This is a genomic window from Stenotrophomonas sp. G106K1, assembly GCF_037969685.1.
GTDB classification, from domain to species: domain Bacteria; phylum Pseudomonadota; class Gammaproteobacteria; order Xanthomonadales; family Xanthomonadaceae; genus Stenotrophomonas; species Stenotrophomonas lactitubi.
In genome coordinates, this window is the sequence record NZ_JBBPFR010000030.1 from 41,033 (window position 1) to 61,968 (window position 20,936).

Annotated in this window: 24 protein-coding genes; 14 read left to right on the top strand and 10 right to left on the bottom strand. The window is 66.7% G+C overall.

Translation table 11 applies throughout. The features are described from left to right. The first annotated feature begins 2 nt into the window (after positions 1 to 2). The 4 genes from WKB25_RS19440 to WKB25_RS19455 all read left to right on the top strand — a co-directional run bounded on the left by WKB25_RS19440 (position 3) and on the right by WKB25_RS19455 (position 4,202). Positions 3 to 1,013 (top strand): XVIPCD domain-containing protein, encoded by a 1,011-nt coding sequence (locus tag WKB25_RS19440; protein WP_340572500.1) that lies wholly within the window; start codon positions 3 to 5, stop codon positions 1,011 to 1,013. A gap of 180 nt (positions 1,014 to 1,193) precedes the next feature. Continuing rightward, on the top strand, positions 1,194 to 2,342 hold the full coding sequence (locus tag WKB25_RS19445; RefSeq protein WP_340572501.1) for a YncE family protein: 1,149 nt from the start codon (positions 1,194 to 1,196) through the stop codon (positions 2,340 to 2,342). A 144-nt stretch (positions 2,343 to 2,486) separates the two neighbouring features. Further along, complete coding sequence (locus tag WKB25_RS19450) at positions 2,487 to 3,062, top strand: hypothetical protein (RefSeq protein WP_340572502.1); 576 nt, start codon at positions 2,487 to 2,489, stop codon at positions 3,060 to 3,062. Positions 3,063 to 3,317: 255 nt separating this feature from the next. Then, positions 3,318 to 4,202: a hypothetical protein gene (locus tag WKB25_RS19455; protein WP_340572503.1), complete on the top strand. Its 885-nt coding sequence runs from the start codon at positions 3,318 to 3,320 to the stop codon at positions 4,200 to 4,202. 47 nt (positions 4,203 to 4,249) lie between these two features. Here WKB25_RS19455 and WKB25_RS19460 read toward each other — a convergent pair whose 3' ends face one another. Further along, positions 4,250 to 4,648, bottom strand: a complete 399-nt coding sequence (locus tag WKB25_RS19460) for an XVIPCD domain-containing protein (protein ID WP_223483326.1) — start codon at positions 4,646 to 4,648, stop codon at positions 4,250 to 4,252. 233 nt (positions 4,649 to 4,881) lie between these two features. Here WKB25_RS19460 and WKB25_RS19465 point away from each other — a divergent pair, with 233 nt between their 5' ends. Continuing rightward, entirely contained in the window at positions 4,882 to 5,340 is a 459-nt protein-coding gene (locus WKB25_RS19465; protein ID WP_340572505.1) for a hypothetical protein, read from the top strand. A gap of 22 nt (positions 5,341 to 5,362) precedes the next feature. Here WKB25_RS19465 and WKB25_RS19470 read toward each other — a convergent pair whose 3' ends face one another. Then, positions 5,363 to 5,842 carry a nuclear transport factor 2 family protein gene (locus WKB25_RS19470; RefSeq protein WP_340572506.1) on the bottom strand — a complete coding sequence of 160 codons (480 nt, stop codon included), beginning with the start codon at positions 5,840 to 5,842 and terminating at the stop codon, positions 5,363 to 5,365. Between the two features lie 224 nt (positions 5,843 to 6,066). On the opposite strand from WKB25_RS19470, the gene WKB25_RS19475 reads away from it, so the two are divergent. Both WKB25_RS19475 and WKB25_RS19480 read left to right on the top strand, forming a co-directional pair. Further along, the gene (locus WKB25_RS19475; protein ID WP_340572507.1) at positions 6,067 to 6,879 is read left to right on the top strand and encodes an alpha/beta hydrolase; all 813 of its coding nucleotides are present in this window, start codon (positions 6,067 to 6,069) and stop codon (positions 6,877 to 6,879) included. A gap of 24 nt (positions 6,880 to 6,903) precedes the next feature. After that, complete coding sequence (locus tag WKB25_RS19480) at positions 6,904 to 7,074, top strand: hypothetical protein (RefSeq protein WP_340572509.1); 171 nt, start codon at positions 6,904 to 6,906, stop codon at positions 7,072 to 7,074. Between the two features lie 4 nt (positions 7,075 to 7,078). Here WKB25_RS19480 and WKB25_RS19485 read toward each other — a convergent pair whose 3' ends face one another. Next, complete coding sequence (locus tag WKB25_RS19485; RefSeq protein ID WP_340572511.1) at positions 7,079 to 7,768, bottom strand: hypothetical protein; 690 nt, start codon at positions 7,766 to 7,768, stop codon at positions 7,079 to 7,081. Positions 7,769 to 7,888: 120 nt separating this feature from the next. Between WKB25_RS19485 and WKB25_RS19490 the strand changes: the two genes are divergently transcribed. The 3 genes from WKB25_RS19490 (at position 7,889) to WKB25_RS19500 (ending at position 10,423) form a co-directional block, all read left to right on the top strand. Further along, positions 7,889 to 8,557 carry a hypothetical protein gene (locus WKB25_RS19490; protein ID WP_340572512.1) on the top strand — a complete coding sequence of 223 codons (669 nt, stop codon included), beginning with the start codon at positions 7,889 to 7,891 and terminating at the stop codon, positions 8,555 to 8,557. A 98-nt stretch (positions 8,558 to 8,655) separates the two neighbouring features. Continuing rightward, complete coding sequence (locus tag WKB25_RS19495) at positions 8,656 to 9,372, top strand: hypothetical protein (RefSeq protein ID WP_340572513.1); 717 nt, start codon at positions 8,656 to 8,658, stop codon at positions 9,370 to 9,372. A gap of 82 nt (positions 9,373 to 9,454) precedes the next feature. Beyond that, positions 9,455 to 10,423, top strand: a complete 969-nt coding sequence (locus WKB25_RS19500) for a polysaccharide deacetylase family protein (protein ID WP_340572514.1) — start codon at positions 9,455 to 9,457, stop codon at positions 10,421 to 10,423. Positions 10,424 to 10,426: 3 nt separating this feature from the next. Here the strand turns inward: WKB25_RS19500 and WKB25_RS19505 are convergent, their stop codons facing one another. The 4 genes from WKB25_RS19505 to dmeF form a co-directional block, all read right to left on the bottom strand. Then, positions 10,427 to 11,269: an MnmC family methyltransferase gene (locus WKB25_RS19505; RefSeq protein ID WP_340572515.1), complete on the bottom strand. Its 843-nt coding sequence runs from the start codon at positions 11,267 to 11,269 to the stop codon at positions 10,427 to 10,429. A gap of 76 nt (positions 11,270 to 11,345) precedes the next feature. After that, complete coding sequence (locus tag WKB25_RS19510) at positions 11,346 to 11,669, bottom strand: hypothetical protein (protein ID WP_340572516.1); 324 nt, start codon at positions 11,667 to 11,669, stop codon at positions 11,346 to 11,348. 75 nt (positions 11,670 to 11,744) lie between these two features. Beyond that, the gene (locus WKB25_RS19515; protein ID WP_340572518.1) at positions 11,745 to 12,161 is read right to left on the bottom strand and encodes a hypothetical protein; all 417 of its coding nucleotides are present in this window, start codon (positions 12,159 to 12,161) and stop codon (positions 11,745 to 11,747) included. A 90-nt stretch (positions 12,162 to 12,251) separates the two neighbouring features. Beyond that, complete coding sequence (gene dmeF, locus WKB25_RS19520) at positions 12,252 to 13,205, bottom strand: CDF family Co(II)/Ni(II) efflux transporter DmeF (RefSeq protein ID WP_340572520.1); 954 nt, start codon at positions 13,203 to 13,205, stop codon at positions 12,252 to 12,254. A gap of 46 nt (positions 13,206 to 13,251) precedes the next feature. Between dmeF and WKB25_RS19525 the strand changes: the two genes are divergently transcribed. Continuing rightward, on the top strand, positions 13,252 to 13,536 hold the full coding sequence (locus tag WKB25_RS19525) for a metal/formaldehyde-sensitive transcriptional repressor (protein WP_033830224.1): 285 nt from the start codon (positions 13,252 to 13,254) through the stop codon (positions 13,534 to 13,536). 90 nt (positions 13,537 to 13,626) lie between these two features. Here the strand turns inward: WKB25_RS19525 and WKB25_RS19530 are convergent, their stop codons facing one another. Further along, complete coding sequence (locus WKB25_RS19530; protein ID WP_340572521.1) at positions 13,627 to 13,998, bottom strand: MerC domain-containing protein; 372 nt, start codon at positions 13,996 to 13,998, stop codon at positions 13,627 to 13,629. Between the two features lie 69 nt (positions 13,999 to 14,067). Here WKB25_RS19530 and WKB25_RS19535 point away from each other — a divergent pair, with 69 nt between their 5' ends. Further along, entirely contained in the window at positions 14,068 to 15,393 is a 1,326-nt protein-coding gene (locus WKB25_RS19535; RefSeq protein ID WP_340572522.1) for a GTP-binding protein, read from the top strand. 98 nt (positions 15,394 to 15,491) lie between these two features. Here WKB25_RS19535 and WKB25_RS19540 read toward each other — a convergent pair whose 3' ends face one another. Both WKB25_RS19540 and WKB25_RS19545 read right to left on the bottom strand, forming a co-directional pair. Then, on the bottom strand, positions 15,492 to 17,099 hold the full coding sequence (locus WKB25_RS19540) for an ATP-binding cassette domain-containing protein (protein ID WP_340572524.1): 1,608 nt from the start codon (positions 17,097 to 17,099) through the stop codon (positions 15,492 to 15,494). 166 nt (positions 17,100 to 17,265) lie between these two features. Beyond that, complete coding sequence (locus WKB25_RS19545) at positions 17,266 to 18,165, bottom strand: LysR family transcriptional regulator (RefSeq protein ID WP_340572525.1); 900 nt, start codon at positions 18,163 to 18,165, stop codon at positions 17,266 to 17,268. Positions 18,166 to 18,392: 227 nt separating this feature from the next. Here WKB25_RS19545 and WKB25_RS19550 point away from each other — a divergent pair, with 227 nt between their 5' ends. Both WKB25_RS19550 and WKB25_RS19555 read left to right on the top strand, forming a co-directional pair. Further along, positions 18,393 to 19,568 (top strand): serine hydrolase domain-containing protein, encoded by a 1,176-nt coding sequence (locus tag WKB25_RS19550; RefSeq protein WP_340572527.1) that lies wholly within the window; start codon positions 18,393 to 18,395, stop codon positions 19,566 to 19,568. Further along, positions 19,568 to 20,752 (top strand): MFS transporter, encoded by a 1,185-nt coding sequence (locus WKB25_RS19555; protein WP_340572529.1) that lies wholly within the window; start codon positions 19,568 to 19,570, stop codon positions 20,750 to 20,752. The genes WKB25_RS19550 and WKB25_RS19555 overlap by 1 nt, the downstream gene beginning before the upstream one ends. Positions 20,753 to 20,936: the final 184 nt, after the last annotated feature.

Genomic DNA, 20,936 nt, shown 5'->3' on the forward strand with positions numbered 1-20,936 from the left:
ACATGCACAAGGACGATGCCGAGCGCTACAGCGTGACCATCCATCTGGCGGCCCCCGGTACACCCCGTTACGGACGTGACGCTGAGGGGAACAGATTGCTGCTGGAGCCATCGTTCGCGGGGCACATGTTCCTGTCTCTGCGTCGCTCGGGCGAGTCCTTGCCGGAGAGCGTTGGTTTCACTTTGGCGGGGACGAAGGAGAACCCGAACAGGGGCAAGGTCGATGACATGGATGTGTGGGTCTACGACACCCCCCGCTTTGAGCGAACGATCGAGATCAGCAAGGAGCAGTACGACCGTATCCTCGAGTTCTCGGCCGACCCGAAGAAGCACGGCTTCGACATGAACTACGACTTTTTCTCCAACGCCTGCACCGATTTCGCTTGGGGTGCACTGAACCACGCGGGCATGCGTCCAGTGGGCTTGGCCGGTGAGATCAAGAACTACGAAGGGGCCAGCAGAGTCCTGGACAACGTCCTGCCAGTCAACGCCATTCCCCAGCAGGTAAAGGGCAGCGAACTGGACAAGGTGCAGTGGAACCCTATGCCGAAGCAGACGTTCCGGGAGTGGATGTTCACCGAGAATGGCGAGCATCTTCGCAACAACTCCATCGCGGCGGCCGGAACCCCCGCCGATCCATCCCACGCCGATCACACTCGCCTCAACCAGATCCACCAGCAGGTAGCCGACCTCGGTGCCTTCGGTGCCCAGAACGGTAACGTCAGCGCCAGCCTTCTCGCGCTCTCCAAGGAGCAGCAGTTCGCCCGCGTGGACGACGTGCTGCTCGGCGAACGCCGTGGCGATGCAGCGCCCAATCTCTTCATCGTGCAGGGCGACCGCAACGACCCGTCCCACCAGCGCGCCAGCCTGCCGGCTGACGTCGCGGCTCAGACGCCGGTAGCTGCCTCCTTCGAGCGCATCGAGCAGCTGGCGCAGGCACAGCCGCAGCGGGATGCCCAGCGTCAACAGGAAGAGCAGCAGCTGACCCAGACCCACGCCCCGCGCATGGCGTAGGCGTCCAACACCGAACAGCGCGTCCGCCATGCATCCGCAGGCGGACGCCACGGCCCCTACCTGCTACCATTCCCCCGCTACCCAGCCAGCCCCACCCCGCGCAGACAGATGCAGGGCCGGGCCGTCGAAGAACGGCCCCGCGAGCCAGGACACCCTCCGTGCCCATTGAAGGACGCTCGCATGATCCGCAATTCCCTTTTCCGTTCGGCCGCGCTGGCCGTTGCCGTGTCGCTGAGCCTCGGTGCTCCGCCCGCCTTCGCCGCTGACGCCGCCACCGCCACCAGCCCCGCCACCGCCGTGCAGCGCCAGGCCGTCGCCCAGGGCCTGTACGAGCTGGCCTACAGCCCCAAGCAGAACGCGGTGTTCGTTGCCTCGTCCGGTGGCTTCGGTGACAACGCCGGCGCGGCCCAGGTGTTGCGCCTGAACCCGACTACGCTGGCCGTGGAAACCCGCATCCCGCTGGAGCGCAAGGCGTTCGGCGTGGTGCTGGACGACGCCCACAACCGCCTGTACGTGGGCAACACCGTGGACCTGTCGGTGACCGTGGTCGACACCGCACAGAACAAGGCCATCGGCACCGTGCAGCTGATGGAGAAGAAGACCGGCAAGGACGGCAAGGCCGCCTACACCCACGACCTGCGCGAACTGGTGGTCGACAGCGCCGCCAACCGTCTGTACGTCACAGGCCACAGCAGCCAGCCGGATGTGAGCAGCGTGCTGTTCGTGATCGATGCCACCACGCTGAAGGTGATCAACACCATTCCGGGCCTGGGTAATGCCAAGGCGCCGGGCCTGGCGTTGGACGCGGCCAACAAGCGCGTCTACACCAGCAACCTGCTGGCCGATCTGGTGGTGGTCGGCACCGACTCCAACAAGGTGGAAGCCCAGCACAGGATCGCCGCCGAGCAGCCGATGAACATCGCGCTGGACCCGGCCGGCAAGCGCCTGTTCGTGACCGACCAGGGCTCGGAAATGCTGCGTGGTTACCAGGCCAAGAGCAGCGGGCTGGTCAGCAAGCACCCGGGCCAGCGCGTGCTGGTGCTCGACCGCAGCAATGGCAAGGAACTGGCCAGCATCCCGACCGACGCCGGCCCGCTGGGCATCCTGCTGGATGCACCACGCAAGCGCCTGTACGTGACCAACCGCGAAGCCGGGACGGTGACCGCGTACAACAGCGACAGCTACCAGAAGGTGGCCACCTACGCCGTGCCGACGCACCCGAACAGCCTGGCGCTGGATGCGAAGAACAATGTGCTGTACGTGAGCATCAAGAACGGCGAGAAGGATGCCAAGGGCTCGGAAGAGAGCGTGGCGCGGATTCAGCTGTGATGCGATGACGCTGGGCCACGCCCGGCGTCCTGACGCGTGAAAAAGGCAGGGCGTTTGCCCTGCCTTTTTCTTTGCCCGGTTGAAGTCCCCGCCGCCAACCCGCTACGGTTGAAGCCCATGGCAGGGAGCCAAAAGGTCTGAACCATGCTGGGTATCCACCGCTGGCTGCGCGCCGGCCTGTTGATCATCTTGAGCTCCGTGCTGGGCGCCTGTTCCAGCCGCATCCCGGAGCCGCCGGAACCGCTGGAACTGACGCAACCGATTACGGTGGATCAGCCGGGCCAAGAGGTGCGGTTCGAGTTCGAAGCGAATGCGCGCAATTTCGATCCAGGACGCACCTATGCGCTGGAGCTTGAGGTGCAACGGCAAGGCGGGCGCGAGAACGGCGAACCGGACATGCGCAAGTTGAATATTCCCTTTGAGGTGTCACTGCAGCGATGGGGCGCAGGTACCTGGCAGGACGTTCCCACCCATGACAGCTACCAGGCACTCGCGCTTAACGCGGGGAAGCCGCTTCCTGCATGGCACACCTCCACTGTCTGGCGCTATGCAGCGTTGAGCGCGGGCAGCGGTGGCGAGTATCGATGGAGCATCGTTGCCCTGCCGTTGGATCTTGATGCCCGTTACCGGCTGGATGTGCGCACGGTTCAGCCCAGCGCCGAGTTGAAGCACTATTCGGCTCGTTTGAAGGTCCACGCCGCCCGCCCGCTTGGAAAGTAGTCAGCATCTCACCCTTGGAAGGAACTGAAGGAGCCAGCTTATGGATAAGCCCCGCTATACCGTAGATATCGTCATCGCCGCACCTGGTACGCCTCTGATGGACCCGAAGACCGGTCTACAGGAGGTCCTTGACTGGGTTCCGCAGACATCCTCTCCAGGTCAAATGTCTATGTCCTGCATGCATCAGGCGAGCCAGCGAAGAGTTTCGGGTTCGCGCCCAAGGTACACGGAAGCATCAACGGACCCGGTGACATCATGCCGGATGATGCAGATGTCTATAAGGATCCACTACACACCCGCACCCTCGAGATCAGCGAAGCGCAGTACAGGAAGCTCGAGGCCTTCGGCTCGGATCCGGAGAAGTTCGGCTTCGGCAAGCACTACGAGGACGTCCGCAACAACTGCGTGGACTTTACCTGGGAAGCGCTGAACCACGCGGGCATCGAGCGGAAAAGAAGCATCGACGTGAATGCGCTGGGAGGTCCCGCCGGGCAGCTTTTCCCGGATGTCCGCATTCCTCTGGACATCAATGGCGGGGGCAAGGACGGTTATCGTCCGCTGCGTAACATCCACGGCGTCGACAGCATCGATCCGCCGTTCCCCAACAGTGATCTCAATCGTACGAAAACCAACCCGATGCCCGATCGTACGTGGAAGCATCACCTGCTGAGCGACAACGACGACATCGGTGAGCGCAGCGGTGAGTGGTTGGCCAACGACGCACGTATGCCGGGCGACGCATTGCATCCGCTGGACCAGCGGGTGCGTGCGGCGTTGGGCGACGCAGCCGAGCGCCAAGGGCCGCCGGCGGGGCAACAGCCCGAGCTGTTGGCGGGCCACCTGACGCGATTGGCGGTGCAGGGTGGCTACACCGAACGCGATACCTTGCAGGTGGCCTTCAGCAGTGGCGGTGCGGCGGATTCGCCGGGCTATGTTTTTCTGCAGCGCACGGGCGACACCGCGTCACCGGATCCCGCGGCGAACCGCCAGCGCTTGTCGCTGGCCGATGCCCAGCAGGGCACGGTTGAAGAGGTGTACCAGCAAGCCAGCATGCAGCATCAGGGCCGCGAGTCCAGCCGCGTCGCGCAGGAAGATCAGCTGCAACAGCAGACGCAGCAGGCCCAGCTGCGAATGGGCTGATAGCGGCCCATGCCACCGGCGTCGGGGTCATCCACGCCTGGCGGTGTTCACCCCATGCGATGCGCAGGATTCTGCTGCTGATCCTGCGCTTGTGCATCCAGCGTCTGCTGCTCGGCCTGCACCGGCTGCTGCCCACCCAACCCCAGTTTCTGCAGCGACTGTTCGGCCGGCGTCTGCGCGGCCACGGCGGTCGGCAGCATCGCCCGCAGGTGCGCCGGGTTGGCCGGGTCGCCCTGCACCACGAAGATGTTGTGCCCGGCCGGGAGGTTGGCGGTGGCGTTGCTCACCACCACGTGGTCGGCGCGTTCCAGGCCCTGTTCGCGGGCTTTGACGGCCAGGCTGGCGGCCACGTTCTCGCTGGTGGCGTCGAACGCACGGCCGTGCTTTTCGTCCAGTGCGGCTACGTTCTGGCGGATCTGCTGGTGAAGGGAATCATCAGGGGTCATGGGGGCTCCGTGTGGCCGCTACCGTGTGGCCAGATGGTGCCAGTGTAAAACGGCCGTGGGCTGCGCCGGTAACCGCTTTGTTGCTAGCCTGTGGCCCGGGGCGCAGGGGATGGCGCCCGGCTGCAATGGGATGGAGGGAGAAGGTGATGCACGGGGAGACAAACCGGATACGGGGGCAGGCGGCTGCGCGGTTGCTGCTGGGCATGGGGCTGTGGGCCTGCGCAGGTATTGCAGTGGCTGATACGCCCGTGGCAGCGGACGATCCCGCCTGCCCATCGCAGGACTTCACGCGTTTCCTGCAACGCTTTGCCGACCCGGCCGATGACCGGGTGCGCCTGCGCTATACCTCCGACCCGCTGGAGTACGAGGTGCCGACGCACACCGTGCGCGACGACCACCAGGGGCTGGCACCCACGCACGTCGTGCTGGAACAGGGCGGCGCGCGATTGAGACGTTTCAGCTACCGCTACCTCGCTGCGTTCGATCTGTTCGTGCCTTCGCCGGTCAGCCGTGACCCGGTCGCGCTGGAGTGCATGCGCGCAGGTACCTACAACGCGCCCACACGCATCGAAGCGATCGACGACAACGGGCAGCGCGTGACCTTCGGCAGCGACGCCGAGCGCGATACCTACACCTTCGCGCGGCGCTACGGCTGCTGGATGCTGACGCGCGCCAGCAACCTGCGCGACTGAGCGGGCGCTGCGGCGCTGATGATCATTTGTTCGCCGGGCGGTGGTCGTAACTGATCACCCGCTCGGCCTGCCATTGGCTGCCTATCCGGCGCCAGACCTGGATGAAACGGGCCTGGCCGATCCAGCGTTCGACGCCATCGGCGCCGCGCTCATGGAAGCGGTGGTCGCCGATCTCCAGGGCGCGATCGTCCTGCAGCGGAAAGACCTGCAGTGAGTTCTCCACCAGCTCGCGCCGCAGGTGCCAGCCGCCCTTGCGCGCGCTGTCACACAGATTGGCCACGCTGCGACGGAAGTCGGCGCGACTGCTGGCGGACTTGCCATCCTTGTCATGGAAGAACTCCATGTCCTCGGTGGTCATCGCGGCGGCCCTGTCGGCATCACAGGCCTCGAAGGCCGCGGCGAACAGTTGCGTGTCGGCCGCGCGGATCTGCTCGTGCAGGGTGTCGCTGGCGGGGGAGGTGCCGGTAACGGCGGCGGCGAGCAGGGGCAGGGCGAGCAGCATGGCATGGCTCCGTTGAGGACCGGCGCAGACTGGCACGGGAGCCGCCTCACCGTAACTGCCCGCTGACGAAACGGGGGCAGGGCCCGACCAGCGCCGTACTTGCGGGTGCGAACTCAGGCAACCCGGTGCCCGTGTACGCGATGTCATGGCCTGAGCCGATTCCATCACGGGCGGCTCCGTTGCGAGTGCCTAGGCTGGGGTCCTCATTCTCCCCGGGAGCTCCCATGGCTACCTCCTCCGTCCGCCTGCACATTGAAGACACCGGCGGCACCGGCCGCCCGGTGATCCTGATTCACGGCTGGCCGTTGTCGGCCGAATCCTGGAAGGCACAGGTGCCGTTGCTGCGCGATGCCAGCTACCGCGTGATCAGCTACGACCGCCGCGGCTTCGGTCGCTCGGAAAAGCCCGCCGATGGCTACGAGTACGACACCTTGGCCGCTGACCTGGCCGGCCTGATCGACGAGCGTGACCTGCGCGATGTCACCCTGGTCGGCTTCTCGATGGGCGGTGGCGAAGTGGCCCGTTACATCGCCAACCACGGTGAGGACCGCCTGCACAGCGTAGTGTTCGCCTCCGCCGTGCCGCCGTACCTGCTGAAGGGCGCGGACAACCCGGACGGGCCGCTGACCCAGGAAAAGGCCGATGAGATGCGCCAGGGGCTGGAGAAAGACCGGGAAGCGTTCTTTGATGGCTTCACCCGTGACTTCTTCAGTGCCGACGGCAAGCTGATGGTCACCGAGGACGAGCGCCAGGCCGCCATCGCGCTTGCCCATCAGTCTGACCAGAACGCCGCGCTGGGCTGCATGAAAGCGTTCGCCACCACCGATTTCCGTGCGGACCTGAAGAAGGTGACGGTACCGACACTGGTGCTGCACGGCGACAGCGATGCCACGGTGCCGTTCGAAGGTTCAGGCGAGCGTACGCACGCGGCCATCGCCGGCAGCGAGGTGGTGGTGCTGAAGCATGCGCCGCACGGCTGCAACACCAGCCACGCCGATGACTTCAATCTGGCCCTGCTGGAATTCCTGAAGAAGTAACACCGACTACGGCATCATCCGCACATGCCTACCGCCCGCACGCCGCCCTGGAAGAAGCCCAAACCGAAGGGCCAGAAGACGCAGCCGCTGACGGAGGCGCAGAAGGCGGCGGCGCGGCAGCGGGCGGAAGAGAACGGGCGCCGTTACCCGAACCTGGTGGACAACATGTGGGCAGCGAAACTGCCGCGTGGTTGAAGCCCTACTGGTTGCTGCGCCCCGGCCACGGCTGCCAACCCCATTCCCGCCATGGCGCGACGATGCGGGCGTGCATCGTCAGTGCAGCGCCGGACGATGTGCTGCAGGCGTGCAGGGCATCGCGCAGCACAGCCGCATCCACCGGCTGCGCCGTGGCCACCTGCAGCAGTGTGCCTCGGCGACGCACCTGCACTGGCAGCACGCCATGTACCTCGACCGGGTTGCCGGTTCGGGACCTGCGATAGCGCATGGTGATGGGACGGACAGTCTGCAGCAGTACCGGCGTGCAGGTGTGCAGCAGGCGCAGCTGCTGCTCTGCCGGCGCGCGGACCTCGATGACGGTGGAGGGATAGCCCACGAAGCTCTCCACCATCACCTGGAAGCGCGGGCCGTCGGGCGTCAGGTAGACGGCCAGGCTTATCGTGCCGATGAAAACCATTGCTGCCAGCCAGATCCAGCTCCGCGGCACCTTGGGCGGTAGGGTGATGCTGTTCAGGCCGGGACTGCGGCGCCGCAGGCGGCGATAACGCCGCTGTGCAGCGGGGCTGGGCAGCAGGCTGTCATCAGGCAGGGCAATCACGCGTGGCGGCAGACGGGCCAGCCGTCGATTGATCACCCGCGCGCCCAGCATCGCAACCACCCCGCCCAGCAGTGCCGGCAGCACGGTGCGCACGAACAGATACAACCCCAGCATCGCCAACACTCCTGCATTGAACGCACATGATCGCGCATCACCGGCGACGGTGTCGCATCTGCCAGCCGACAGCGTCGATTGGCTTGGCTAGCATGCGCGTCACTTGCTGGGGATACACCGATGACTGCCTTTACTGCCCGCCTCGGGCGCTTCTTCGGCGCTGGCCTGATGCTGTTGCTGCTGCAGGTGGTGGCGCTGCTGTCGGTTGGCCTGGCCGCAGGGTACTTCCATCACCGCGTGGACCTGTTGCTGGAGCCACTGTCGCTGGCCTGTGGTGGTACTGATCCGGCCGCGCGCCTGCACGTGGCCGAGCATCTGCTGGCGCGTGCCAGCGCGCTGGATGACTGGCAGCCGCTGTTCTGGTTGCCGATGGCAACGCTGCTGCTCGCCCTGCTGGGTACGCTCCTGGTCTGTGTGCACTGGCTGCGGCATGTGGATGTACCGCTGCGCCGCAGTGCGTGGGGCCTGCTTGCCCTGCATGCGGCGGCGCTGCTGCTGGCCAGCGTGATGCTGCGACTGTATGAGCATGTCTGGGCGGGCATCACCACGGCACTGCCTGCTGCATGCATGACAGATCTGGCACCGGACGGGCAGGCGCTGCCGCCCTCGATACGGCGATGGTTGCTGCAGCTGTTCGCCAGGGCCGAGCTGATGCCGCCGCACGCACCTGACGCGCTGGCCATCATCCTGTGTGGGCTGTTGCTGGCCGCGATGGTGGTTGGGCTGTGGCTGTGGCGCACCACCTCGCAGTTGCGCTACAACAGGGTACAGACGCGAAAGGCTGTGTAGCGCGTCCTGCGGAATGCCGCAATCGTGCTGCATCAGGTCAGAACACTGTTTGCGTGTTGATGTTCAACGAGAACGAAACTGCGATACCAGGAGCAGGAATGATTCAAACGCTTTGGAAATGGGCACGCAGCACCGGCGTGGCCAAGTATCTGCTTCTGCTGGCGTTTCCGATGTTCGGCCGGCCGCTGCACTTTGTAGCAGGGGAAAGCCGCAGGAGCTATGCATCGGCGCGGTTCGGTACAGTCGCGCTGCCCCTTGCGGCAGCAGGCATCTGGGTCTATGCCATGATCCTGTTTTTTGATGGCGTTGCCACTGAACTGGTTCCACGACTGAATGAGACACTTGGCGAGATAGCAGCCTACCGCCGCATGAACCTTCTCAACAGCCTGGTGAAGTGGGAAACGGCGCTGCTGATCCTGGTGATGGTAGTCGCTTCTTCCTACATCCGTCACGGCTATTACCTTCTGGCGCGGAGCGTGGTTGCGCGATTTTCGGTGCCGGGGCCGGTCATTCCCAGGAAGTACTTTCTCGTTTCCACGTCGTCAACGGCGTTCCTGTATGGCATTGCAGGAGTGCTGTTCGGCTTGGTCCAGCGCTATGGTGTTGAACACCGCGCACTCGTCGAGAGCGTTGTGGTATCGCCGTGGTTTGCTGCGCTATTGGCTGTTTTTGGAATCGCCAGTTTCGTCGGCTGGCGCAATAGAAGAGCGGCACACGTTGAGCTTTATGGGTCACCGCTTGCGTCGACATGCGTTGATCTTGCGGTCATTCCGCTGTTGATTGTCCCATTGATACTCATGATGCTTGTGATGTGAGGGCGAATCTGGAGGCGGGGCTGGGACGATATCCAGAAGCTGGGTTAGAGTCGCGGGCACCTTCTCTCCCAAGGCCGACCTGATGCGTTCATTGCTGCATGCACTGCCCTTGCTGCTGCTGTCCCTGACCGTCCAGGCTGCCGAAGTCGATCGGCGCATTGCGGTGACCATTGACGATCTGCCGTGGGCGCGCCTGGATGAGATCGTGCCGGCCGATCTGCAGGCGCGCCATGCCGCACTGATGGCGCAGCTGCGCCAGGCCGACGTGCCGGTGGTGGGCTTCGTCAACGAAAACAAGCTGGAAGTGGATGGCCAGGTGCAGCCGGCGCGCGTGCAGATGCTGCGTGACTGGCTGGATGCCGGCTACGAGCTGGGCAACCACACCTGGTCGCACATGGACCTCAACGCCAAGGGCGTGCCGGCATTCCAGCAGGATTTCCTGCGCGGCGAGCAGGTACTGCGGCCGTTGTTGGCCGAACGCGGGCAGACGCCACAGTGGATGCGTCATCCGTATCTGCGTGCGGGGCGTACGCCGGAAGATCGCGCGGCGATGGACGTGTTCTTCAAGCAGCACGGCTATCGCGTTGCGCCGGTGACGGTCGACAACGGTGAGTGGGTGTGGGCCTTTGCCTACGCCAACGTGATGAACGAGCTGCCCGATTCACCGCAGCGCGAGGCGACGCTGGCGAGCCTGCGCAAGGGCTATGTGCCGTACATGCTGAACAAGGTGGACTACTACGAGAAGCAGTCGCAGGCGCTGCTGGGGTATGCGCTGCCGCAGGTGTGGCTGATGCATGCCAACGAACTCAATGCAGCGACCTTCGCCGAGCTGGTGGCGGCCACCAAGCGTCGCGGTTATCGCTTCGTGTCACTGCAGGAGGCGGTGCGCGACCCCGCCTATGCGCGTGGCGCCAAGGGCTACAGCGGTCGCTATGGGCCGAGCTGGCTGCATCGCTGGGCGATGGCCGAGAACAAGCCCAAGGAATTCTACGCCGGCGAGCCGGAAGTGCCGAAGTGGGTGATGAAGCTGGCCAAGGTGGAGGGCGAGTGAGGCTCAGCGCTTGACTGCCAGCACGCCGTCCAGTGCCAGCTCGGCCTTGAAGCCTGCCTTTTCCAGGCGCTTGGCCACTTCGCGCGGCACGTCGCGGCCACTGGTCAGCTTGTTCGGCGCGCCGGTGTAGTGGAACAGGCGGCCACCCTTGCGGATGACGCGGGCGAGGTGGTCGTAGAACACCTGCGAGTACAGTTCGCCGGCGATGCCGAAGCGCGGCGGGTCGTGCAGGATCGCATCGACGCTGTTGCTGGCCACCTGTTCGATCTGCTGCGAGACGTCGCCGTGGCTGAAGTGCAGGCGACCGCCAGCGGCAGCTGAATCCGGATCGGGCGACCACGGGTTGAGCGTGCGCAGCCACATCACGTCGGCGTTCTTTTCGAACGAGCGGATCTGACCGACGCCGGCCTCCAATGCACAGGCGGCGAAGTAGCCCAGACCACCGCAGGTATCGAGGATGATCTTGCCTGCGGGGGCGACCAGCTCGACCTTGCGGCGCGCGTCCTCGAACGGCGACAGCTTGGAGGTCGGCAGCATCTTGATGCCGTCGATCTCGAAGGTCGGCGCGCCCCACTCGGTCGGCACCAGCTTGATCAGCGAGCCGCTGAAGCGGGAGATGGAGGAGAACTCCTCGCCATCCCAGTAGTACAGGGTGCGGTCCTTCAGCTTGCCCGGCCACGGGTAGTGCTGGCCGCGGAAGGTGAAACCCTCGGCGTCGAGCTGCGCCGCCTCTTCGCTGCGCCCCAGGTCGAGCGAGCCCTGCCATTCGGTAGCGCCCTTGTCGTGGGCACGGCGCAGGATGTCAGCACTGTCACGGGTCAGCAGGGGGCCGGAGTAGTGGGGCACGGTGGGTACAGGGGTGGTTCGGGGGAGGGCATGGTACCGCAGGCGCTGTGCAGCCGAGCCGGGCCTGGGCGCGGCGCTACCGCAGGTCGGTGCAGCTGAATCCGTGGAGGGTTCCTTCTCCTGAGATCATGCCGACGCCTCGTGAGGGCTGCATGCCCTGCAACGCGCACGAACGGCGATGGGCATCCTGGGTGGCGGCTGGCTGCCGGTCGAAGTCGTAGCGCATGCTGCCATCTTCCTGCAGCAACCAGTGCACGGTTGCACGCTCGGCGCGTTCCCCTTCGATTTCCCAGTCAAAGGTGCGCATCACCACGACCTTGCCGTCATCGGTCTCACGCACCTCGTCATAGGCACCCTGGGTCTTTGCGGTGCCAGCGGCCAGCAGGAGAAGAATGAGCATCGGTATTCCTCCTCGAAACCGGCAGCGTGTGCCAGCGGCATCGCTGACGCCATGGGAAGAATTGCAATCTGGCCGCTACTGACACTTCACCGCATACACCGGCCCCGCGCCGATCAACAGCAGCGCCATGTAGTCGCTGTCGCGTGCCCGCGCCTTCAACGTGGCGCCGTCCTTGACGCGGAAGATGCCGAAGCCGCCGGCCATGCGGATCAGTGCGCTGTCGATCTGGTCGGCGTCATCGCGGAAGTACTGCTGGATGTCGCTGCGACTGGCCTTGTACAGCGCGTTGGGTTCGCGTTGCCATTGGCCGTCGCGCTCGAAGGACACGAAGTACTGGCTTCCTTCCTTTTCGATGCGGAACTCGGCGGACTTGCGCGGGCTGGTGGCGAAGCAGCCGAGCATCGGGTCGGAAGAGAACGGCAGCTGGGTGTCGCCGGAACAGGCCACCAGCAGCAGGAGGGCAGCGGGCAGCAGCAGGCGGAGCGCGCGCATGGGATGTCCCGACGGGCAAGTGCGGCCAGTGTAGGCAGCACGCGATAGCGTCCGGTACAGATTTTCGGCAAGAACCGCGCCCCGCCGGGGTCACGCGCTGCGGTGGATCTCCACGGTGACGTGCACCAGTTCTTCATGGATCGCCAGCGCCTGGCGCACGGTGTCCGGATCGAGCGTGGCATCACTGGTGACCACGCTGGCGGCGACGGCGTACTTGCCGCGCCCCACCTGCCACACGTGCAGGTCGGCCAGGCGTGCCGGCCACGGGCCCTGCTCGACCACCTCGCGCACCTCGGCTACCACTGGTGCGTCCATCTGCGCGTCGAGCAGGATGCGGCCGCTGTCGCGCAGCAGACCGATCGCCCACGCGGTGACCAGCACCGCGCCGACCAGGCCCATCACCGGGTCCAGCCAGGTCAGGCCGAGCAGCTTGCCGCCCAGCAGGGCGACGATGGCCAGCACCGAGGTGGCGGCGTCGGCCAACACGTGCACGTAGGCCGAACGCAGGTTGAGGTCGTGCCCGTGGGAATGGCCGCGATCGTGGTCATGCCCATGATGATCGCCATGATGGTGATGCACGTGGCCCGGGCTGTCATGCAGCCACCACGCGCACAGCAGGTTCACGCCGAGGCCGACTGCAGCGATGGCGATGGCCTCGTTGTAGTGGATGGCTGCGGGCACCCACAGCCGTTCCAGCGATTGCACGGCCATCAGCGCGGCAACGCCAAGCAGGGCGATGGCGCTGGTGTAGCCGGCCAGGATCTCGATCTTCCAGGTGCCGAACGCAAAGCGCGGATCGTGCGCGTAGTGCCGTGCACAGCGGTAGGCGAACACCGAGAGGCCCAGCGCCAGTGCGTGCGAGCTCATGTGCCAGCCGTCGGCGAGCACGGCCATGGAGTTGAACCACCAGCCACCGACGATCTCGACCAGCATCATGCTGACGGTGAGCCACATCGCGCGACGGGTATTGCGTTCGGCCAGCGGGTTGCCGTCGTCGAAGCGGTGTTCGTGGCGGCGGGCGGCGGCGAGGGCGTCCAGGTGCATGGCGGTAGTGATGAATGGATACCCCCGTAGGGTATATGATCCGGTCATGGCGCATGTACACAGGAATCGAAAGCAGCTGCTGACCCGGGTCCGTCGCATCGGCGGCCAGGTGGCGGCGTTGGAGCAGGCGTTGAACACGCCCGAGGGCGAGGCAGGCGACTGCGCCGACGTGCTGGTGCAGGTGGCCGCCGTGCGTGGCGCTGCCCACAGCCTGTTGATGGAACTGCTGCACGAGCACCTGCAGGAACACGTGGTGGGCGCGGAAGACCCGGCCCAGCGGGCGGCCGAAGCCGAGGTGCTGGTGGAGCTGCTGCGGCGTTACGGCAAATAGACAGGTAGTGCCGGCCGCTGGCCGGCAACCTCATGAACTGCGGGCGTAGCCTGCAGTTGCCGGCCAGCGGCCGGCACTACCCCTGTGGCGTTATCGGTGCCGGTGCCGCGCGTTCCAGATGTGCGTGGCGGCCAGCAGCAGGCTGCCGGTGACCGTCAGCGGGGTCTCCCACGCGTGCGAGGGCAGCGCCAGCGCGCCGGCCATCAGCAGGGCCAGGCCGATGCCGGCGCTCAACCACGCCAGTGCGGGCAGGGGATGGCGGCGTTCGGCCCGCCACAGGGCGAAGCCGGTCAACGGCAGCGCGATGGCCACGAAGACCAGGTGCACCCATTCCGCTTCGGCCCAGACGCCAAACAGCGGCAGCGCGGCCGCCAGCAGGGGCAGTGCCAGGCAATGCAGCAGGCACAGGCTGGACAGGGCGACGGCACCGGCATCAAGCAGGGCGGCGGAGGGCGACTTCATGCGGGGAGGTTCCTTGCGCGATAATTGTTATACAGTAACATTTCCGTTCCGCAGCCAACCCGCTCCGACATGAACACTGTTTCCCGCGCCGACCGTCGCCTTCCGGTCACCGTGCTCTCCGGCTTCCTTGGGGCCGGCAAGACCACCCTGCTCAACCAGATCCTGCGCAACCGCGATGGCCTGCGGGTGGCGGTGATCGTCAACGACATGAGCGAGGTCAACATCGATGCACAGCTGGTGCGCGATGGCGGCGCAGAGCTGCGTCGCACCGAAGAGACGCTGGTGGAATTCAGCAACGGCTGCATCTGCTGCACGCTGCGCGATGATCTGCTGCAGGAGGTCCGTCGTCTGGCCGATAGCGGCCGCTACGACTACCTGCTGATCGAATCGACCGGGATCGGCGAGCCGATGCCGGTAGCGGCCACCTTCGCAGTGCGCGATGAACACGGTTTCAGCCTGAGCGATATCGCGCGGCTGGACACGATGGTGACGGTGGTGGACGGCAGCGCCTTCCTGGCCGATTTCGGGTCGACGCTGCGCTTGGCCGAGCGTGGTCAGCAGGCGGGGCCGGACGATGACCGCGGCGTGGTTGACCTGCTGTGCGAACAGGTGGAGTTCGCGGACGTGATCGTGGTCAGCAAGGTAGACCAGGTGGAAGAGGAACTGCTGCAGGACACGCTGGCGGTGCTGCGCGGGTTGAACCGCGATGCGAAGCTGCTGCTCTCCCGCTTCGGCGACGTACCGCTTGCGGAACTGCTGGATACCGGCCGCTTCGATTTCGAGCGCGCGCAGCAGGCTCCGGGCTGGGTGAAGGAGCTGCGCGGCGAGCACACGCCGGAAACCGAGGAATACGGCATTGCCAGCTTCGTCTACCGCTCGCGGCGGCCGTTCCATCCGGCCCGCTTCGCACGCACGTTGCAGCACGGCATGCCCGGGGTGATTCGCAGCAAGGGCTGGTTCTGGCTGGCCAACCGCATGGACTGGGTGGGTGAGTTGAACAGCGTGGGCGCGGCCACGCGCACCCAGGCGGCGGGCTTCTGGTATGCGGCGCGCGAGCGCGTGCGCGCCGGTCAGGAGGACACCACGCCACTGCTGCCGCCAACGCCACTGCCTTACAGCGATCTGGGCTGGGCACGGCAGCAGGCCGACTGCTGGAGCGCGCCATTGCCCGATGCACAGGAATTCCCGGACGCGGCAGCGCATTTGGCGATGGCACGCCTGTGGCACCCGCTGTGGGGTGACCGGCGGCAGGAACTGGTGGTGATCGGCGTGCACATGGACGAGCGCGCCGTGCGCTCGGTACTGGATGCATGCCTGCTCAACGACGACGAGCTGCAGGCCGGGCCCCTGCTGTGGCAGCAGATGCCGCAGACGTTCCCGGTGTGGAAGCGTTGATGAGTAGATCCACGCCATGCGTGGATGAATGCTCGGCTGGCAGTAGATCCACGCCATGCGTGGATGCCAGCCGGCAGGAGCCGAGCATGGGCTCGGCTCTACAACGCATCGCGCCACTGCCAACCTGCATCACTCACCTGCAGCACCTGCGTTGGCCGCATGGCCTGCAGCAGGTGCGCGTCATGGCTGACCATCAGCAACGCCCCCGGCCATGCCGCCAGCAGCTCTTCCAGCGCCTGCAGCGCGGCCAGGTCCAGCGCGTTGCCCAGCTCGTCCAGCAACAGCAGCTGCGGGGCAGGTTCGGCATACAGCACGCTGGCCAGCGCACCTTTCACCCGCTCGCCATCGCTGAGGCTGCCGGCCGGACGCTGGATGCGCTGTGCATCCAGGCCCAGCAACGCCAACCGCGTGCGCAGCTCAGACGGATCGGCCGTGGGATGGGCGGCCTGCACCGCCTCGAGAATGCTCTCTTCGCTGCGCAGATTCAGCAGCTGCTGGTCGAGCAGGGCCAAGGGCGCGTGCCGTTGCACCTGCCCGCTGTCTGCGGCCAGTTCACCGGCCAGCACGCGTAACAGCGTCGACTTGCCGCTGCCGTTGTCGCCGACCACGGCAATGCGCTGGCCACGACGGATCTCCAGCTGCAGTGGCGCACGACAGCCGCGCGGCAGCACCAGCTCATGCGCCTGCAGCAAACGGGCTTGGCCACGCTCGCCTTCGCCACTGAACAACGCAAGTTCCGGCGCCACGTGCACCGCTGCTGCGGCGGTGCGTACCTGCGCGGCGCTGGCCTGCAGGCGATCGCTCTGGATCTGCTGAGCGCGCCCATGGCTGGCTTCAGCGCGCTGCTTCTGCAGGCCAAGCAGGATCGGCGCCTGGTTGGCCTCGCGTGCCGCACGGTTGCCGCGTGCCTGGCGCTGCTGCTGGCGCTCGTGCTGTTCGCGCGCGCTGCGTTGCTGCTGCCGGTGCTGGGCGCGGAGGTGGTCGAGCTGGGCGGCGGCGGCCTCGCGTTCGGCGGCACGGGTGTCGGCGTAGTGCTGCCATGGGCCGCCATAACGATGCAGGCCGTGCGCATCCAGTTCGACGATCTGCGCCATCTGCGAAAGCAGGGCGCGGTCGTGGCTGATCGCCAGCAGGCCGCCTTGCCACTGCTGCAGTTGTGCATACAGCTGGCGGCGATGATGGGCGTCGAGGTGATTGCTGGGCTCGTCGAGGATCAGCCAGTCTGCGCCGCTGGCCCACGCGCCGGACAAGGCGACCTGCATCGCCTGGCCACCACTGAGCCGCGCGGCGGGCTGCGCGGGATCAAGGTCGGCCGGCAGCTGCATCGCCTGCCACTGCTGCTGCAGACGTTCGCGCAGGTTCCAGCGGTCGCCGATGCAGGTGAAGTCCGCTGCATCGACGCTGCCCGCTTCGATGCGCGCCAGCGCCGCCAGTTCGGCGCCCACGCCGGCCAGTTCGGCGACCGTGCCACGTGGCGGATAGCCGGGCGTAGGCAACAGGAACAGCTGGCCACTGCGGTGCACCTGACCCTCGTCGGGCGACAGCTGGCCAGCGAGCAGGCGCGCGAGCACGCTCTTGCCGACGCCGTTGGCGCCGACCAGGCCGGTGGCCACCGGTTCGAAGGAAAAGGACAGATTGGAAAACAGCGGTCGGCCATCGGCCAACCGATACGACACGCGATCAAGCGTGAGGGAATGCGAAGTCATGCGACCTCCATGGATGCCTGGTTCTCCCCTGCGCGCAGGGGCGGGAAGAGTCGGGCCGTCTAGTGCGAAGACGGCGGCATCACTGGCGCATTGGTCGCGAGCCTCTTGCAGGAATGAGTGCGCAGTATAGCGCCGTGAGCTGAATGGTCGCGGCCGCTGCGCCGCGTTACGGCACCGCATCCAGCCGCGCGCCGACGAATTCGATGAACACCCGCAGCTTCGGCAGCACATGGCGGCCGGAAGGCCACAACAGGTGGAACGTGCCGCAGGAATGCACGTGCTCATCAAGCACGGTGACCAGCCGGCCGTCAGCGAGTGCATCGCGTACCGAATGCACCGGTACGAACGCCAGGCCACCGTCGCGCAGTGCCAGTGCCACCCGCGCCTCGATGGTGTTGGCGACCAGGTGCACCGGCAGTTCCTGTGCCGTGTCGCCCTCGGGCCAGAGGATCGGCCACGGTTCGAGTTTGCCGCTGCTGGGGAAGCGGTAGTGCAGCAGGCGGTGCTGCAGCAGGTCCGCCGGCATCTGCGGCGTGCCATGCCGTTGCAGGTAGGCAGGCGATGCAACGACGCGGCGTGGGAACACACCGAGGCGACGTGCAGTGAGGCGTGAATCGCTGGGCTCGCCGACACGCAGCACGGCATCGAATCCCTCTTCGATGACGTCGACCAGTCGATCGGAGAAATCCAGCTCCAGGCGGATGTCGGGATAGGCGGCCATGAACTCCGCCATCAACGGCAGGGTCAGGTCGCCTACCAGCGGCAGGCTGATGCGCAGGGTGCCGCTGGGGGTTGCATGCTGCTGGGCCAGTTCGGTGCGCGCGGCGTCGCGCTCGTCGAGGATGCGCCGGCAGCGCGCCAGGAACAGCTGGCCCTCGGCGGTGAGGGTGATGCTGCGCGTGCTGCGGTGGAACAGGCGTACACCGAGCGCCTGTTCAAGCCGGGCCACGCACTTGCCGGCGGCCGAGGCGGAGATGCCTTGTACGCGGCCGGTGTCGACGAAGCTGCGGGTGTCCGCGGCGTGGACGAAGGTCTGCAGGTTGGCCAGGTTGTCGAGGACGGACATGGGGAAGGTCGCTGCGAAAGAGGGCAGGGTAGGCGGCGGTCGGCAGGCCCGGTGACGCGGCCGGTGCAACAGTGCGGTGCGGGCGCTCGGCGGGTCGGTGCGGCCCATTGGTTCCGGGCATCATGCCGATTAGGGACCGTGTGGTCCATGATGCGCGGAGCCCCACCCCGCTTTTTGCGGGCGCCGAAGCTGCCTACCGTGGCGGCCTCTCCCCACGGATCACCCCGATGACACTCGCCCTTCCTGTTGATACTGCACCGGCACTGCCCGCGGTGAGCGCGCTGCTGCAGGCCGTGCATCCGCAGCGCCTGGTCGGCGCGGTGGTACTGGTGCGTGAGCACGGCGTGCTTCGCCATGCCAGCGCCACTGGCCTGGCCGACCGCGAATCGAACACGCCGATGCGCCGCGACCACTTGTTCCGGCTGGCCTCGGTGAGCAAGCCGCTGCTGACCACGGTGATCCTGCGCCTGGTGGCCGAGGGCGTGCTCGACCTGGACGCGCCGGTGCAGCGCTGGTTGCCGGCGTTCCGCCCGGCACTGGCCGACGGCAGCCGGCCACCGATCAGCCTGCGCCAGCTGCTCAGCCACAGCAGTGGGCTGGGCTACCGCTTCCTGGAAGCCGATGCCGAGGGACCTTACGCGCAGGCGGGCGTGAGCGATGGCATGGACGCGAGCGCGGTGACGCTGCAGCAGAACGTGCAGCGCATCGCGCAGGCGCCGCTGTTGTTCGCGCCGGGCAGCCAGTGGTTGTATTCGTTGGGCGTGGATGTGGCTGGCGCGGTGGCTGAAGCGGCCAGCGGTGAGACGCTGCAGGTGTTGCTCGAACGGCTGCTGGCGCAGCCGCTGGGCCTGCGCGATATTGCGTTTTCCACCGGCGAGGGCAGCCGTCTGGCGACGCCGTATGCCAGTGACCTACCGCAGCCGCATCGCTTGCAGGAGGGCGAGGTGGTGCCGCCGTTCGACGGCACGGTAGGCATCGAGTACAGCCTGGCACGGGCAACCGATCCGCTCCGCTATCCGTCAGCCGGCGCGGGACTGGTGGGTACCGCCGACGAGGTGATGGCCGTACTGGAGGCACTGCGCGATCCGCGTGCCTCACAGTTGCTGCCGGACAGTTTGATGGCGCAGATGGGAACGCCTCAGCTGGGCGAGCTGGGACCGGTCGATCCGCCCGGTTGGGGCTTCGGCCTGGGCTTTGCCGTGCTGCGTGATGCAGCGGCCAGCGGCACACCACAGACCGTGGGCACATGGCGCTGGGGCGGTGCCTACGGCCATAGCTGGTTCGTCGATCCAGCGCGCGGACTGAGCGTGGTCGCGCTGACCAACACACTGTACGAAGGCATGCACGGCGCGTTCGTGGATGAACTGCGCGATGCGGTGTATGCCGATCTGGAGACGGCGTGATGAGTGGCCACGCGATCGATGCGGGGGCACCGGCCGGTGAGGCAACGCGCCTGCCGTGGCGTGGCCTGCTGGCCTTGGCCGGTGGTGGCTTCATCACCCTGCTGACCGAAACGCTGCCCGCCGGCGTGCTGCGGCCGATGGGCGAGAGTCTCGGCGTCAGCGACGCGGCGGCAGGACAACTGGTCAGCGTGTATGCACTGGGCTCGGTGCTGGCTGCGTTGCCGATGACCGCGCTGACCCAGCGCCTGCCGCGTCGTCCGCTGCTGCTGGCGGCGATTGCTGGCTTCATGGTGGTCAACACCGTGACCGCGCTGAGCCATGACTACGTGCTGACCCTGGTGGCGCGGTTCCTGGCGGGTGTGGGGGCGGGCCTGCTGTGGTCGCTGGTGGCCGGCTATGCCGCGCGCATGGTGGTGCCGGAACTGCAGGGCAGGGCGATCGCGGTGGCGATGATCGGCTCGCCGCTGGCGCTGTCGCTGGGGGTGCCGGCAGGTACCTTGCTGGGCCAGCAGATCGGGTGGCGCTGGGCGTTCGCGTTGATGAGCGTGCTGGCGGTGCTGCTGCTCGGCTACGCGCGCTGGGCGCTGCCCGCATTGCCGGCCGCCGGTGCAGGCCGGCGCATATCGCTGGGTTCGGTCTGGCGCATGCCCGGCATCCGCAGCACGCTGCTGGTGATGGTGCTGTACGTGCTGGCGCACAACGTGCTGTACACCTACATCGAGCCGTTGGCGGTGCAGGCGGGTGCCGGTAGCTGGCTGGACCGGCTGCTGCTGGCGTTCGGCATCGCCGCGATCGGGGGCATCGCCATTGCCGGCTGGGGCGTGGACCGCCATCTGCGCGCGCTGGTATGGGCCAGCGTGATCGGCTTCGTGCTGGCGGTGGTTTCGCTGCTGCTGTGGCCAGGCGTGCCGGGCGTGCTGCTGCTGGTGACGATCCTGTGGGGCGTCGCGTTCGGTGCCGTGCCAACCCTGTTCCAGACCGCGTTGGCCCGCCGCGCCGGCGCCGCTGCCGACCTCGCGCAATCGATGCTGGTGACCGGCTGGAACCTGGCCATCGCCGCCGGTGGCGTCGGCGGCGGCCTGATGCTGCAGGCCAGCGGCGCACAGCACCTGGCCTGGTTGCCGTTGCTGCTGCTGGCAGTGTGTGCAGCCTGGCTGTGGACCCGGCCGAAGGCCTGGGCATAGGCGTCGATCAACGGTGACGGGATTGCCGGCCAGCGGCCGGCACTACAGAGAGCAGAACGTGCGAGCGTAGCGACCCGCTGTTGTTTTTCTCTTCTCTCTTACGTGGTGGAACGCCGCAGAGATCTGTCCCGGGTCGGGGGGGGGGGGGGGGGGGGGGGGGGGGGGGGGGGGGGGGCGGGGGCGC